The sequence below is a fragment of the Paraburkholderia sp. genome (assembly GCF_028283785.1).
Classification (GTDB): Bacteria; Pseudomonadota; Gammaproteobacteria; order Burkholderiales; family Burkholderiaceae; genus Paraburkholderia.
In genome coordinates, this window is record NZ_JAPWKB010000002.1 from 320,751 (window position 1) to 336,587 (window position 15,837).

Sequence of the window (15,837 nt, forward strand, 5' to 3'; positions counted from 1 at the left end):
AGCGTCGATCGGGCAGCCGACCGTATCGCGAAATCATACAAGCCGTAATCTTTCCGCACTAGCGCCGATGCAATGCGATTGGCTCGATCCCGCGCAATCCGGCCCAATCCGGCCCAATCCGGCGCAATCCAGTGACAACGCACACGGCGCGCGCCGGAGAAAGCGTCGCTCGTGTCAAAATCCCGGTTTTTCGCGAAGCGGGCGGCGACGGCCAAGGCCCGCCAGCCCGTCGCTTCTTCGACTCGCCCGCTCCGCTCGCCCCCCACATCCTCGCATCCACACGGAGAAACCATGGACATCTCGAAGCAACTCGCCGCCCTCACCACGTCGGAATTGCAAACCGCGGGCGCCAGCCAGGCGACCGCCATCGCGCTAAGCGTCGTGCTGCGTCACCTGCAATCGCCCGAACTCGCAAAAACCCTGACGTCCGCCTTCGAAAACCATCAGGCGGTGATGCTGCAAACGCCGTGGCCCGACCAGATGCTGCAATCGTTCGAAGCGACCCGCCGCTTCCTGGAAGGCGCCGCGCGCATGCCGGCCGAGCCGTCGAACGGCTGATCGCCACGTCGTCCGACCATCCCAGCGTTTCCCACCTGGAATCGTCGACGTTCCGAAATACCGCTTTAACAACTTCCCGGAAAGTCTAAAGTCACTCCACGCCAGCATCGAAACGACTGGCGGAATCATCAGGAGACAGACTTATGCCCTCGTTCCCCACGAAGGTCGTCATCCGGGAAGTCGGTTTGCGCGACGGCCTGCAAAGCATTCAGACCACGTTGCCCACCGCGCGCAAGATCGAATGGATCCGCGATGCGTACGACGCCGGGCAACGCGAAATCGAAGTCGGTTCGTTCGTCCCCGCCCGTCTGCTGCCGCAACTCGCGGACACCGCCGAACTACTCGATTTCGCGAAGACGCTGCCCGGCCTGTTCGTGTCGGTGCTGGTGCCGAATCTGAAAGGCGCCGAACGCGCGATCGACGCACACGCCGATCTTCTGCTCGTGCCGCTGTCCGCGAGTCACGCGCACAGTCTCGCCAATCTCCGTAAAACGCCGGACGAAGTCATCGCCGAAGTCGCGCGGATTCGCGCGGCACGCGACGCCGCCGGTTCGACCACGCTGATCGAAGGCGGTATCGGCACGGCCTTCGGCTGCACGCTGCAAGGTGCGGTCGATCAGCGCGAAGTGCTGCGCTGCATGCAGGCCTTGCTCGACGCAGGCGCCGATCGCGTCAGCATCGCCGATACCGTCGGTTATGCGAATCCCGCCGCTGTCCGCGAGCTGTTCGACAAGGCCCGTGCGCTCGCCGGCGAACGCTTCTGGTGCGGCCACTTTCACGACACGCGCGGCCTCGCGCTCGCCAACGTCTATGCGGCGCTCGACACCGGCGTGGCCCGTTTCGATGCCACGCTCGCGGGCATCGGCGGCTGTCCGCATGCGCCGGGCGCGAGCGGCAACGCATCGAGCGAAGACCTCGCATTCATGCTCGCCGATATGGGCATCGACACCGGCATCGATATCGAACGCTTGCTGGCATTGCGCGCGAAGGTCGCGCAATGGCTCGACGGCGAGAACCTGCACGGCACGTTGTCGCTTGCCGGACTGCCAAGGACTTTTCCCGCGCGCACCCTCGCCGCGTCGCCGGACGTCGCGCCCCTCCATTCCGCTGTCAACGCCTGAGGTTTCACATGAGCACAAGCAACCGTCTCCCGCTCGATGGCGTGCGCGTCGTCGAATTCACGCACATGGTGATGGGCCCGACCTGCGGGATGATCCTCGCGGATCTCGGCGCGGAAGTCATCAAGGTCGAGCCGCCCGGCGGCGACAAGACCCGCACGCTGCCGGGCCTCGGCATTGGTTTTTTCCGGTCGTTCAATCGCAACAAAAAGAGCGTCGTGCTCGACATCAACACGCCGGACGGACTCGCCGCCGCCGATGAACTGATCGGCCAGTGCGACGTGATGCTGGAAAATTTCCGCCCTGGCCTGATGAACCGGCTCGGGCTCGACTACGCCAGTCTGTCGGAGAAATATCCGCGTCTGATCTACGTGTCGCACAAGGGCTTCCTGCCCGGTCCGTATGAAAAGCGTCTCGCGCTCGACGAAGTCGTGCAGATGATGGGCGGCCTGTCGTACATGACCGGACCGGAAGGCCGTCCGCTGCGCGCGGGCACCTCCGTCAACGACATCATGGGTGGGATGTTCGGCGCGATCGGCGTGCTCGCGGCGCTGCGCGAACGCGAGGCGACCGGCTGCGGCCAGGAAGTGCAAAGCGCGCTGTTCGAAAACTGCGTGTTTCTCAGCGCGCAGCATATGCAGCAATACGCGATGACGCACGAGCCGCCGCCGCCGATGCCGTCGCGCGTGTCGGCGTGGAGCGTCTACGACGTGTTCACGCTGGCGGGCGGCGAACAGCTGTTTATCGGCGCGGTCAGCGACAAGCAGTTCGTCACGCTGTGCGACGTGTTGCAGCGCCCCGACCTCGCCGCCGAGCCGCGCTTCGCGAACAACGCGCTGCGGGTCGCGCTGCGACCCGAACTGCTCGCGCGCCTCGCCGAAATCCTGAAGGACCATCGCGCGGATCAGCTGTCGGCGAAGCTCGAACAGAACGGCATTCCGTATGCACCGATCGTGCGTCCCGATCAACTGCTCGACGATCCGCATCTGAAAGCGAGCGGCGGCCTCGTGCCGATGGAAACCGACGACGGCAGCATCACCGATGTCGTGCTGTTGCCGCTGACGATGGGCGGCCGCCGGCCCGGCGTGCGTCACGCGCTGGCGAAAGTCGGCGAGCACACGCAGGAAATCCTCGCGCGTCTGAAAAGCCGCGTGACCACGTAGCGGCTGCGCAGCACGCGCATTCCGACCCGCGTACACAGCACCGCGCCATCGGGCGATAAAAAACCAGACCCGACGCATCACTTAGGAGACAACGATGCAATCTTCCGTCACGGCGGCGCTTCGTCCGCTCGATGCGCCCGCCCAGCTTGCGGGCAACAGCGCGGCTGCGGCGCTGTCCGCGCGCATGGACCGTCTGCCCGGCACGCGGCATCTGTGGATACTCGTCCTGCTGATATCGCTCGGCGGTTTCTTCGAAGTCTATGACCTGATCTTTACCGGCTACATCGCGCCCGGCATGGCCAAAAGCGGTCTGCTGAAAACCACGACGGCCGCGTTCTTCGGCTTTCAGGGCATGGCCGGTTTTATCGCCGCGACCTTCGCCGGGCTGTTCGTCGGCACCTTCGGATTCGGCTGGTTGCCGGACCGTTACGGACGCCGTGTCGTCTTCACGTTTTCGCTGCTGTGGTATTCGATCGGCTCGGCGATCATGGCGTTTCAGACCACGCCGGAAAGCGTGATCCTGTGGCGCTTCATCACCGGCATCGGCGTCGGCATCGAGATCGTCACGATCGACAGCTACGTGACCGAACTCGTGCCGCAACACATGCGCGGCCGCGCGATGGCGTTCAACCAGATGGTGATGTTCGCCGCCGCGCCGGTCGCCGCGATCCTGTCGTACTGGCTGGTGCCGACCACGCTGTTCGGCATCGACGGCTGGCGCTGGGTGGTGCTGGCGGGGTCGGCCGGTGCGATCGTCGTGTGGTTCGTGCGTCGCGCGGTGCCGGAAAGTCCGCGCTGGCTCGCCACGCACGACCGCGTCAAACAGGCCGAAAGCGTCGTGCAGTCGATGGAAGCGTATGCGGAGCGCGAATCCGGCCGGCCGTTGCCGCCGCCGCAACCGGGCGTCGAGCAACCCGCGCACCGTCGCGCATCGTTTGCGGAATTGCTGCAACCGCCTTACCGGTCGCGGCTGATCATGCTGATCGTGTTCAACTTCTGTCAGGCGATCGGCTATTACGGCTTCGCCAACTGGGTGCCGACCTTGCTGATCGGTCAGGGCATCACCGTGACCAAAAGCCTGCTGTATTCGTTCGTGATTGCGATTGCATTGCCGGTCGGGCCGATGCTCGCGCTGCTCTATGCGGACAAGATCCAGCGCAAGTGGCTGATCGTGTCGGCGGCGCTGGCGGTGATCGTATTCGGCGTGCTGTTCGCGCAGATGAAAGCGGTCGTGCCGCTGATCGTCTTCGGCGTGCTGATCAGCCTCGCGGGACAGACCATTTCGGTGTGCTATCACGCGTATCAGGCCGAGTTGTTCCCGACCGGCGTGCGCTGTCGCGCGAACGGTATCGTGTACTCGGCAAGCCGGATCGGCGCGATGATGTCGGGCTTCATCATCGCCCATCTGCTGCGCGAATTCGGCGTGGTGGGCGTGTTCACCGGCATCACGGTCTGCATGCTGGTGGTGATGGTTTCGATCGGCGGTTTCGGGCCGAAGACGAACGGGCGCAGGCTGGAGGAGTTGTGCGAATGACGGAGGCGTTGATCGCCGCCCGAACGGGGCAGCGAAGCGGGGCTTTGATCGCAGCTTGAGTCAGCCCTGCTTCGCCGCTCTCGAGACGAGGTCAGCGTAACTTCAGCGCACCGTGCGCTGTCAACTCCACTTGCTGGCAATCAGCCTGATGGTCGCGTCGATCTTCACCGCGCCGCCGCTCTGCACCGGAATCGTCGCTATCAGTGTGTTGCCGGTCGGCGCCGGCGTGAGCGTCAGCGGCCGCACGACCGGCGGCGCACTCGACCCCGGCGCTTCGCTTTCCCACCAGTACGTCGCGGTCCACGGCACGACATCGGTTTTCAGTTCGATGATTGCCGCGCCGCTGAATATCTTGCTGCCCTCATACTGGTTGTCGGATGCGTCGCGCTTGTCGATCTGATAATCGGGCATCAGCACACTGAGTTGCATCCGGTACGCAACCGTCGGATTGTCGGGGTCTTTTTTCCCCCAATTGGCGAGAAATACCGTCGATAGCGCTTTCGAAACAGGTGGCGTCGGCTTGGGGTCAACCCGGAGATCGTGATGTTCGAATACAGCGGCGGAGTCTTCGACAGCAACACGGCGCGTCAGGAACCACGGCTTGTTTCTGATCGACACGATCAGTTCGACCGGATAACTACCGTCTAGCGTGCCCGCTGCATCGGCCGTCGCCAGATCGCCTGGCGGCAGTGTGACGTCATTGACATCGAGCCAGATATCCACGCGGTAATCGCCGAACAAAAAGCGTTGAAGATTCTGATACCCCTCTTCGCTATTGACGATGCCGAAGAACCCCGAATGGCTTCTGAATACGAACGCCTTCGCGCACGGCTCTTCGATCGCATTCTCGTTATTGAAACCGGTCAGGCTGGCATTCTCGATTTTCACGAGCCCATCGCTCCCTTTTCCGACGAAGGTTCGCGACAGTCCTAGCGCAACCTCATAGTCTTGCCGGTTGGTGCCAATCAACGTAAATATCTGGCTGGCGGCCAGACTGGATTGCGGTATCCATGCCACCGATTTCGTCGCGTGAAAGCGTGCGTCGAGATCGAGATAGTCCGCCATTTCGTCGCGATTGAACGTATCGATTTCGTGGCTTCGAAGAAACGACGGAACGTTGAAACCACCGAAGTCGATGCCGTTGTGCGGCGTCGCGTAGGTGAACAGTTTCAGCACGCGACCGCGCATATTACGTGGGTCGCGCCTGAGACCTGGATTTTGCAGAAACGTCCGCGCAACCAGACCGCCCATCGAATGCGCAACCAGATAGCAGCGGAAATCCCGATCTTTATCCTGATAGCCGTCCAGACCGGTTATGACCCGGTCGTATAGCCGGGCGATCAGCATATCGAGGTCTTCCGCGAATTGGGTAATCGACGGCGTCTTGCCATCGCCGAGCAGTTCCGACGCCTGGTCGTAGTAGTGATGCACGATAATCGAGCGACGCGGAATATCTGCATTGAACGTCGCGCTACTCAGATCCAGCCCCTGGCTGATCACATTCGCATAGTTATGCTCGGTGACAAGCCGCATCACCGGCGACTCGAATACGAAACGCGCGGGCGCAGCCGGACTCGGACGCGCGCGATAAACCGTCGAACCTACGTTGAATCCGCAAAAAGGATCGGCCGTGGTTTCATCGATATCGGCCTGATTCATCGCGAAACCGCGAATATAGATAATCGGGTGATATGAATCGGGATCTACGTTCAGAAAAGGCATCGTCAAGCCTCCGTTTGTCTCGTCCGCACTCCTGGATTTAATCGACGCGCACGGCTCGACTGTCGCGCATGCGCGATCTTCTAAACGTGATGGTTTAAAACGGCTGTCGGATCACGTGGGCATCCAGTGTGCCGAGCGGGGGCGCAGCATCTTTGTGCGCCAGCGCACCATCGTGCCGCGAGATGCCGCGAGAATCGGATTGATTTAACGCCGCATTTTTTATATGAATCCCGGGTTAATCCATCCGCAATTAAACCTGTACTCCGGTAGGCACTTACCTCGTATTCCCCGATCGATTCCGTATTCGCAAAAAATAGCAGCCCGATTTTCGCAATCGGAACCGTGGGGATCGACGTGGCGCCGCATCATCGCGGCGCCACGAATTGCAACGGTGTTCAGCCCTTCACCAACCCACCATCGACAATCAGGTTTTGCCCCGTCACCGCGCGCGCCCACGGCGACAGGAAAAACAGCACGGCATCGGCGAATTCTTCCGGCGTCGTCACGCGTCGCAACGGTGTGAAACCCGCCACCATATCGAACACGGCTTCCGGCGTGGCGGCGCTGGCGTCGGTGGTCCGCAGCAATCCGCCCGAGACCATATTGACGGTGATGCCGTCCGGTCCGAGATCGTTCGACGCGGTGCGCGTCAACGACAGCAACGCAGCCTTCGCCGCAGTGTAATCGTGATAAGGAACGACGGGATTCTGGAACAGGTTCGTGCCGACATTGACGATCCGCCCGAAGCCGCGCGAGCGCATACCCGGCAACGCGGCCTGCGTGGTGTTCAGCGCACCCTTGAGCGCGCCGTCGATCTGCTGTTGAAAACGCGCCCACGCGATATCGCCGATCTTCGGGCGCGCGTCGCCGTCGAAGCTGAACTCGACCAGCGCATTGTTCACCACCGACACAACCGGTTCGCCGGTCTGCGCCTGCGCGGCATCGAACAGGCGGCGCACCGCGTCCGGGTCGGTGACGTCGGCTTGCAGCGGCAACACGCGCGGGCCGAGTTCGTCCGCGAGACGGCGCGCTTCGGCGTCGCTGCGCAGATAGTTGACGATCACGCCCGCGCCTTCGCGTGCCAACGCCCGCGTGATATGCGCGCCAAGGCCGCGCGCGCCGCCCGTCACCAGCACCCACTGTTTCGCCAGTTGCATCGTGATTCTCCGGTTCGATAAAACGCTAAAGGGCGGATTATCGCGCGCACGTCGCACGCGCGGCGCAATGGCCCTATTGCGCGTGGTCGCGGGCGTGGTCGTTGTCATGCGCGGTCGCGAAGCCGCGCAGCCAGTAAAATCGCGACGATACGAATCGAATCGAACGAAGGATCTGGCTTGACCGAGTGGGAACAGGGATTCATCTTGACCCGGCAATGGCGCGACACCGGCGACGGCACGGAAGTCGAGTTCTGGCTGGCGACCGCACGCGGACCGCGTCATCTGCGTCTGCGCGCGCAGCCGTCGGTGGCGTTTATTCCGGCTGAACACCGGCCGCTGGCCGAGACGATCTTGCGACGCGAATCGCACGCGGAACTGCGCCCGCTCGGCCTGACTGACTTTCATCACCGGCCGGTGCTGGGCTTGTATTGCCCGCACTATCGTCAGTTGACCGCGCTCGACAAGCGCTTGCGGCGCGCGGGCGTGGATGTCTACGAGGCCGATATTTTTCCGCCCGACCGCTACATGATGGAGCGCTTCATCACCGCGCCGGTCATGTTCAGCGGCGAGCTTTCCGGCAACGACGACGACCCCGCCGCGACGCTCCACAACGCCGATATGAAACCCGCCGACGGCTATCGCCCGACGCTGAAACTCGTGTCGCTCGACATCGAAACCAGCGAGCGCGGCGACCTGTATTCGATCGCGCTCGAAGGCTGCGGACAGCGGCAGGTTTATATGCTCGGTCCGCCCAACGGCGACCCGCAGCACCCCGGCATCGATTTCGACTTCGAATATTGCGACACCCGCGCGCAGATGCTCGAACGGCTCAACGACTGGTTCGCGCGGCACGACCCGGACGCGCTGATCGGCTGGAACGTCGTGCAGTTCGACTTGCGCGTGCTGCGCGAGCATTCGGAGAAATATCGGGTGCCGTTGCGGATCGGCCGGGGCGGCAGCGTGATGGAATGGCGCGAGCACGGCATGCAGCAGAACCACTTCTTCGCGAGCGCGCCGGGCCGTCTGATCATCGACGGGATCGAGGCCTTGCGATCGGCGACGTGGAGCTTTCCGTCGTTCAGCCTCGAATACGTCGCGCAGGCAGTGCTCGGCGAAGGCAAGGCGATCGGCAATCCGTATCAGCGGATGGACGAAATCCAGCGGCGCTTCGACGAAGACAAGCCCGCGCTCGCGATCTACAACCTGAAAGACTGCGAACTGGTCACGCGCATCTTCGAGAAAACCGAGTTGCTGTCGTTCCTGCTCGAACGTGCGACCGTCACCGGCTTGCCCGCGGATCGCAGCGGCGGATCGGTGGCGGCGTTCACGCATCTGTATTTGCCGCGCATGCATCGGGCAGGTTTCGTCGCGCCGAATCTCGGCGACGTGACGGGCGCGAACAGCCCCGGCGGCTTCGTGATGAATTCGCGGCCGGGCCTCTACGATTCGGTGCTCGTGCTCGACTATAAAAGCCTGTATCCGTCGATCATCCGCACGTTTCTGATCGACCCGGTCGGACTGATCGAAGGCCTGCGCCATCCGGACGACGCCGATTCCGTGCCGGGTTTTCTGGGCGCGCGCTTTTCGCGGACCACGCATTGTCTGCCCGCGATCGTCGGCAAGGTCTGGGAAGGACGCGAAGCCGCGAAGCGTCAGAAGAACGCGCCGTTGTCGCAGGCGCTGAAAATCATCATGAACGCGTTTTACGGCGTGCTCGGCTCCACCGGTTGCCGCTTTTTCGATCCGCGCCTCGCGTCGTCGATCACGATGCGCGGCCATGAAATCATGCACCGGACTCGCGAACTGATCGAAGCGCAAGGCTACGAAGTGATCTACGGTGACACCGACTCCACCTTCGTCTGGCTCAAGCACGCGCGCAGCGAGGACGACGCCGCGCAGATCGGCCGCGCGCTGGTCGCGCACATCAACCGCTGGTGGCAGGCGCATGTGCGCGAACGGTTCGGGCTCGACAGCGCGCTCGAACTGCAATTCGAGCGGCATTACCGGCGCTTCTTCATGCCGACCATTCGCGGCACCGACGAAGGCAGCAAGAAGCGCTACGCGGGACTCACGCGCCTGCCCGACGGCAGCGACGAAGTCGTCTACAAAGGACTCGAAACCGTGCGCACCGACTGGACGCCGCTCGCGCAGCGCTTTCAGCAGGAGTTGTACCGGCGCATCTTCAACGAAGAGCCGTATCAGGATTACATCCGCGATTACGTGAACCGTACGCTCGACGGCGAGTTCGACGATCTGCTGGTGTATCGCAAGCGCCTGCGCCGTCCGCTCGGCGACTACGAACGCAACGTGCCGCCGCATGTGCGCGCCGCGCGCACCGCCGACGAATTCAATCGCAAACAGGGGCGTTCGCTGCAATATCAGAGCGGCGGCTGGATCAGTTACGTGATGACGACGGCGGGCCCGGAGCCGCTCGAAACGTTGCGCGCCGAGATCGACTACGAGCACTATCTGACGCGGCAATTGCAGCCGGTCGCGGACGCGATCCTGCCGCTGCTCAACGACGATTTTCAGACGCTGACGAGCCGACAGACACGGCTGTTCTAAGCGCCTGCGCGCGGCCTCAGACGCACATCGCGCGCACATGCACATTCACATTCACATTCGCGCTCAAAGCGCGTTCAGCATCGCCAGCGCGGTTTCCTGAAGCGGACGCAACACGCGATTGAGCGCGGCTTCGGTGGTTTCGGTGCCGAGCGGCATATTGGTGCTCAACGCGGCGACCACTTCGCCATGACGGTTCTTCACCGGCACGGCGACGCCGCGCACGCCGATCTGCAACTGCTGTTCGATCACCGCGAACCCGTCGGCCTGCGCGCGCCGGATCTTCTCGAACAACCGCTCCTTGTTGGTCAGCGTATGCGGCGTGAACGGCGGCAGATCCGCGCGTTCGAGCCAGTCGCGCACGGCGTCGCCGTCGGGTTCGTGCGCGAGCAGAACGATCCCCGGCGACGTCAGCGGCGCCGGCATCCGCGCGCCGAGCACGAAGCCGGTCGTCATCACGCGCGACGTGCCGTTGCGGGCGATAAACACCAGTTCCCATTCGTCGAGCACGCTGACATAGACCGATTCGTTGATCGTCGCGCTCAGTTGCTGCAAGTATGGTTGCACCGTTTTCGGCAGACGCGCGGAATCGAAATACGACCAGCCGACCCGCAACACACGCGGCGTCAGCCAGAACATCTTGCCGTCGCCCTGCACGTAGCCGAGATGTTCGAGCGTCAACAGATAACGGCGCGCGGCGGTGCGCGTCATGCCGGTGCGGGTCGCGGCCTGACTCGGCGTCATCCGCGCGTGCTCGTTGTCGAACGATTCCAGAACCGACAGGCCTTTCTCCAGACCGGCGATCCAGTCGCGCTTATCCAGCGGCGGTCGGCTCATAGCAAAAACCCTTGTTTGGCGCGTTTAACGGATCAAGACGGGCGATTATCGCGCATTTCACGAGCTTGCTGGTTGGGAAGGTGTGTGAATTGCTCCTACACTGGGCGCCACTGGATTCGCTGCCGGTTTGCCGGTTCGCGGTCCTTGCCCCTCGTCCTGTAGCTTGCCAGCCTTGGAGTTGTGATGAACGTAACCGGTTCGACGCGTGTGTTCTTCTGCATTGCCGACCCTATCGATCAGGTGCGCGCGCCTGAAGTGTTCAACGCCGTGTTCGCGCGACACGGCATCGACGCGGCGATGGTGCCGTTGCGCGTGAGCGCCGCGCGGCTCGACACGACGTTGCGGGCGTTGCTCGATTCGCCGAGCGTCGGCGGCATTTCGCTGTCTATTCCGCATAAATCGATGGCGGTCTCGACGCTCGATCGCTGCTCGCAGGTCGCGACCGCGGCGAACGCGGTCAACGCGGTGCGTCGCAATGCGGCGGGCGAAATCGAAGGCGATCTGTTCGACGGCGCGGGATTCACCGGTTTGCTCGATCGCGCGAATATCGCGTATGTCGGGCGTCGCGTGCTGATCATCGGTGCGGGTGGCGCGGCGGCGGCGGTATCGACCGCGATGGCCGCGCGCGGCGCCGCGCAGATCAGCCTGTACGACCCGGATCATCCGAAAGCGCATGCGCTCGCGGCGGTGCTCGAACGGAGCTTCGGCATCAAGGCGAATGCCGCCGCCAATAACGATCCGCGCGGCTTCGATCTGATCGTCAACGCGACGCCGCTCGGTCTGAAAGCGGACGATCCCGTCCCGGTCGAGGTCGCGGCAATCGACGCGCACGCGGCTGTCTGCGACATCCTGATGAAGAATCAGCCGACGCCGCTGATACGCGCCGCCCGCGCGCGCAGTCTCGCTGCGGAGCCGGGCTTCGACATGCTGATCCAGCAGACACCGCTGTACCTCGAATTCTTCGGCTATCCGGAACTCGCCGACGCCGTGCGCGCCGACGATACGTATCTGCGAACGCTGCTGTTTCCGGCCGAACTGACCCACGCGTAACCGTGTCGCATCCGGAAAAACCTCGCGAAATGCTGACGGAAATCATTGAAAGCGTTGTCAGCCGGATTGCCCGCGTGCTCGGTGCAAACCCGAAAAACGCACGATAATCGCACAGCGCCGCTCGATCATCGAACGTTCGGCGGCGCAAAAACCTTGTTCGATCGACGGCGCGTCCCTATTCTTGAGCCCGCCACCCGCATCATCCCCGCGCAGAACATCACAAGATCAGACATCAGAGACACGCTCAATGACATTTGCAATCCCTACGTCCGACGCCCACGCCGCCCGAACCAGCCACGAAAAAGACCGGGCGCGCAAAGCGGCGCTTGGCAGCTTCGTCGGCGCGGTCGTCGACTGGTACGACTTCCTGCTGTACGGCATCGTTGCCGCACTCGTCTTCAATAGCGAATTTTTCCCGAAGGTCAGCCCGGCGATGGGCACGCTCGCCGCGTTCGGCACGTTCGGCGTGGGCTTCCTGTTCCGTCCGCTCGGCGGCTTCGTGTTCGGCCACTACGGCGATCGCCTCGGACGCAAGCGCATGCTCGTGCTGACCGTGCTGATGATGGGTCTGTCGACCGCGCTGATCGGCCTGTTGCCGAGCTACGCGTCGATCGGCTGGTGGGCGCCGGCGCTGCTGGTCACGCTGCGCGCGATCCAGGGTTTTGCAGTCGGCGGCGAATGGGGCGGCGCGGCATTGATGGCCGTCGAAAGCGCGCCTGAAAAGAAGAAAGCGTTCTACAGCAGCGGCGTGCAGATCGGTTACGGCGTCGGACTGGTGCTCGCGACGGGCATCGTGTCGCTGCTCAATCAGGTGATGGACAACGAAGCGTTCAGGGTCTGGGGCTGGCGCATTCCGTTTATTTTCAGCGTGGTGCTGGTGCTGATCGGGCTGTGGGTGCGCGCCAGCATGGACGAGTCGAAGGAATTCGTCGAGAAGGTCGAGAAGCCGCAACAACGCGCGCACGCGGCGCAACGACGCGCACGCCTGCCGATCGTCGAGGCATTGCGTCAAAACCCGAAGGCGTTCTTGCTGATCATCGCGCTGCGACTGGCCGAACTCTTCACGATGTACATCGTGACCGCCTTCGCGCTCAGTTACTCGACGTCGAATCTCGGCATGCCGCGCCAGTTCTTCCTGAACATCGGCCTGCTGGTCGGCGCGGTCAGCATCGTGACGATTCCGTGCTTCGCGATGCTCGCGGACCGCTTCGGCCGCCGCAACGTGTATATCGCCGGCGCGCTGATCGGCCTGTTCAGCGCGGTGCCGTTCTTCGTCGCGCTCGATGCCCGTTCGACGGTGTGGATCGTCGTGTTCTCGGTGATGCTCGCGAACATCGCGCACGACATGGTCGTCAGCGTCCAGCAACCGATGTTCACCGAACTGTTCGGCACCGAGTTCCGCTACAGCGGCGCGGGCGTCGGCTATCAGGTGGCGAGCGTGGTCGGCGGCGGTTTCACGCCGTTTATCGCGGTCGCGCTGGTCAACGGCGCGGGCGGCTCGTGGCATCCGGTGGCGGCCTATCTGGCGATCGGCTGCCTGCTGTCTGTCCTGGTTGCGGCAAAGATGAAAACGCGTTGAGATTGTGGGCGAAGCGGGTTTTCGCCGGCTTTTACCAGTCAACCTTCTGAGGGAATCACACCATGACCACGCCGTGCATCATTTCCGTTGCAATTACCGGGTCCGTGCCCCGCAAGAAGGACAACCCGGCGGTGCCGGTGACCATCGCCGAGCAGGTCGAAAGCACGCACGAAGCGTATGAAGCCGGCGCGACACTGGTGCACCTGCACGTTCGCGACGAAAACGAAAATTCCAGTTCCGACCGGTCGAGCTTCGAGAAACTGCAGGACGGCATTCGCAAGCATTGCCCGGACATCATCATCCAGTTTTCGACGGGCGGTCGCGGCCGCTCGTTCGAACAGCGCGGCGCGATGCTCGATTTGCGTCCCGACATGGCATCGCTGGCAACGGGCTCGGTGAATTTCCCGACCACCGTCTACGAGAATCCGCCCGACTTCGTGCGCGCGCTCGCGAAGTCGATGCTCGATTACGACGTAAAAGCCGAAATCGAAATCTTCGATCTGGCCATGCTGTATGCAACGGCGAATCTGGTTCAGGAAGGTTTGCTGAAATCGCCGGTGCACGTGCAGTTCGTATTCGGCATCAAGAACGCGCTGCCCGCACGGCGCGAGATTCTGGAGTTCGAGGTCAAGCAGTTGAAAGCATTGCTGCCGGACGCAACGTGGACGGCGGCGGGCATCGGCCGCACGCAACTCGAAGTGAATCACTGGACGCTGGAAATGGGCGGCCATTGCCGCACCGGTCTCGAAGACAACGTCCGCTGGGACAAGGACACGCTCGCGACGAGCAATGCGCAACTGGTCGAGCGCGTCGCGAAGCTGTGCGGCGAATACGGCCGTCCGGTCGCAACGCCGAAACAGGCGCGCGACATGCTGAAGCTCAAGCCGCTCTAACGCGGTGCCACGCGCTTCTTAAACAATCTTTCATCCTGCGATGGCGTTCTTTAAAACGTCATCGCAGCGGGCGGGTCGATACTCCTCTCATCGAGATTACGAGAGAGGCTGCACCATGTCCCATCCGATGTCCGTCGAAATCATCAACCAGTACGGCACGCCGTCGGTGCGGGTCGGCATCGAGCAGCATTCGGTGCTGCTCGCCGCCGACGACGTCGATCGGCTGATCGAACACCTCGCCGCGGTCCGCGCGTCGATGCGCCCCGAAGTCCCCGCCGTGCCGTCGCGCACGCATCAATATCTGATGGAAGTCGATCCGTGCTGGCACTCGGAGAAACATCCGCTATACGAAGGCGCGGTGCTGCTGTTTCGTCATGCGGGTTTCGGCTGGACCGGATTCGCATTGCCGACGCCGAGTCTGGTCCGCCTCAAGGACGCGCTGAGCGCTCATCTCGACGCACTGCACGAAGCACCCGGCTTGCCGAACTGAGCGCGAGTGGGTCGTCAAACTGTCAACACCTTAAAAAAGACTTAATAATCGGAGCAGCGCGGATTTATCCGCGAAGGACGATCATGCACGCATTGTCATTACGGCGTGACCGACCATGAACCAGCTCCAATCGATGCGTGTTTTCACCCGTGTAGTCGATCTCGCGAGCTTCACGCTCGCTGCGCGGCAACTGGGGATGTCGGCCGCTGCGGTCACGCGCAGCGTCGGCATGCTCGAAGCGCATCTGAATCTGCGCCTGCTGAACCGGACCACGCGCAGCCTGTCGCTGACCGATGTGGGACGTCAGTATCTCGACGGATGCCGCGCGATCATCGAAAAACTCGACGCACTCGAATCCGATCTCGCCGAAACCACCTGCGATCCGTGCGGTACGTTGCGCATCGCCGCGCCCACCACGTTCGCCACCTGCGGCATGGGCGCGATCCTCGCCGCGTATCGGACGCAGCATCCGCGCGTCGCGTTCGACGTGACGACGTACGACACGCATATCGACATGGTGGAAGGCGGTTTCGACGTGTGTTTCTCCGACGATCGCCGCCTGCCGGCGGCGAACCTCGTCAGCCGCTCGCTCGCGAGAATCGACGACGTGATGGTCGCGTCGCCGGCCTATCTGGCGCGCCACGGCGCACCGCGCGATCCCGCCGCGCTCGGCCGGCACGGTTTGCTGACCGTCTCCGACGGCAGCACCCGGACCTGGGAATTCACGGACGCGCGCGGCGGCGTGCATCGCGTCAGCACCGGCTCGCCACTGACCGCGACCAGCAACGCGATGGTCCGCGCCGCCGCGCTGAATCACATGGGCATCGCGCTGCTGCCGTTACCGCTGATCGCCGACGACCTGAGCCAGGGACGTCTCGTCGCCGTGCTCGAACAGTTCGGCATCAACGGCGGTCCGCGTGAAGTGTCGATTCTCTACTCGGGCCGCAATTATCTGTCCGCGCGCGTGCGCAGTTTCATCGACTTCGTGGTCGCGCAATATCGCGCGCCGGAGCGGCCCGTGGCGTTGCGCGCGGTCGCCTGATCCGCCACGTCGATCGCTTTTCACGCATACGTCCATCGCACCTCCATCCCTTGCGACAGTTTGACCCGGCGGCGACCGCAGCGTCGCGCCGGGTGCGGGTGTGTGTCCCCCACACGCCATAACCCGCGACGC

General features: G+C 63.1%; 13 protein-coding genes. 10 read left to right on the top strand and 3 right to left on the bottom strand.

Annotation, left to right across the window (positions count from 1 at the left end):
- Nucleotides 1–291 precede the first annotated feature (291 nt).
- From PW947_RS01945 to PW947_RS01960, 4 genes are all read left to right on the top strand, one after another.
- A complete protein-coding gene (locus PW947_RS01945; protein WP_299629174.1) occupies nucleotides 292–558 on the top strand; it encodes a hypothetical protein in 267 nt (88 codons plus the stop codon).
- Nucleotides 559–701: 143 nt separating this feature from the next.
- A complete protein-coding gene (locus PW947_RS01950) occupies nucleotides 702–1,679 on the top strand; it encodes a hydroxymethylglutaryl-CoA lyase (RefSeq protein ID WP_299629176.1) in 978 nt (325 codons plus the stop codon).
- Between the two features lie 8 nt (nucleotides 1,680–1,687).
- Nucleotides 1,688–2,839 carry a CaiB/BaiF CoA-transferase family protein gene (locus PW947_RS01955; RefSeq protein WP_299629178.1) on the top strand — a complete coding sequence of 384 codons (1,152 nt, stop codon included), beginning with the start codon at nucleotides 1,688–1,690 and terminating at the stop codon, nucleotides 2,837–2,839.
- A 94-nt stretch (nucleotides 2,840–2,933) separates the two neighbouring features.
- Nucleotides 2,934–4,373, top strand: a complete 1,440-nt coding sequence (locus PW947_RS01960; protein WP_299629180.1) for an MFS transporter — start codon at nucleotides 2,934–2,936, stop codon at nucleotides 4,371–4,373.
- A gap of 120 nt (nucleotides 4,374–4,493) precedes the next feature.
- Here the strand turns inward: PW947_RS01960 and PW947_RS01965 are convergent, their stop codons facing one another.
- Nucleotides 4,494–6,095: a hypothetical protein gene (locus PW947_RS01965; protein WP_299629182.1), complete on the bottom strand. Its 1,602-nt coding sequence runs from the start codon at nucleotides 6,093–6,095 to the stop codon at nucleotides 4,494–4,496.
- Between the two features lie 395 nt (nucleotides 6,096–6,490).
- Nucleotides 6,491–7,252 carry a 3-oxoacyl-ACP reductase gene (locus tag PW947_RS01970; protein WP_299629184.1) on the bottom strand — a complete coding sequence of 254 codons (762 nt, stop codon included), beginning with the start codon at nucleotides 7,250–7,252 and terminating at the stop codon, nucleotides 6,491–6,493.
- Nucleotides 7,253–7,429: 177 nt separating this feature from the next.
- On the opposite strand from PW947_RS01970, the gene PW947_RS01975 reads away from it, so the two are divergent.
- On the top strand, nucleotides 7,430–9,817 hold the full coding sequence (locus PW947_RS01975; protein ID WP_299629186.1) for a DNA polymerase II: 2,388 nt from the start codon (nucleotides 7,430–7,432) through the stop codon (nucleotides 9,815–9,817).
- A gap of 63 nt (nucleotides 9,818–9,880) precedes the next feature.
- On the opposite strand, the gene PW947_RS01980 is transcribed toward PW947_RS01975, so the two are convergent.
- Entirely contained in the window at nucleotides 9,881–10,651 is a 771-nt protein-coding gene (locus tag PW947_RS01980) for an IclR family transcriptional regulator C-terminal domain-containing protein (protein ID WP_299629188.1), read from the bottom strand.
- Nucleotides 10,652–10,834: 183 nt separating this feature from the next.
- Here PW947_RS01980 and PW947_RS01985 point away from each other — a divergent pair, with 183 nt between their 5' ends.
- From PW947_RS01985 to PW947_RS02005, 5 genes are all read left to right on the top strand, one after another.
- Complete coding sequence (locus PW947_RS01985; RefSeq protein WP_299629190.1) at nucleotides 10,835–11,701, top strand: shikimate dehydrogenase; 867 nt, start codon at nucleotides 10,835–10,837, stop codon at nucleotides 11,699–11,701.
- 247 nt (nucleotides 11,702–11,948) lie between these two features.
- Complete coding sequence (shiA, locus tag PW947_RS01990) at nucleotides 11,949–13,280, top strand: shikimate transporter (RefSeq protein ID WP_299629192.1); 1,332 nt, start codon at nucleotides 11,949–11,951, stop codon at nucleotides 13,278–13,280.
- 62 nt (nucleotides 13,281–13,342) lie between these two features.
- Entirely contained in the window at nucleotides 13,343–14,173 is an 831-nt protein-coding gene (locus PW947_RS01995; RefSeq protein ID WP_299629194.1) for a 3-keto-5-aminohexanoate cleavage protein, read from the top strand.
- A 115-nt stretch (nucleotides 14,174–14,288) separates the two neighbouring features.
- Entirely contained in the window at nucleotides 14,289–14,663 is a 375-nt protein-coding gene (locus PW947_RS02000; RefSeq protein WP_299629195.1) for a hypothetical protein, read from the top strand.
- 115 nt (nucleotides 14,664–14,778) lie between these two features.
- Entirely contained in the window at nucleotides 14,779–15,705 is a 927-nt protein-coding gene (locus tag PW947_RS02005; RefSeq protein WP_299629198.1) for a LysR family transcriptional regulator, read from the top strand.
- Nucleotides 15,706–15,837: the final 132 nt, after the last annotated feature.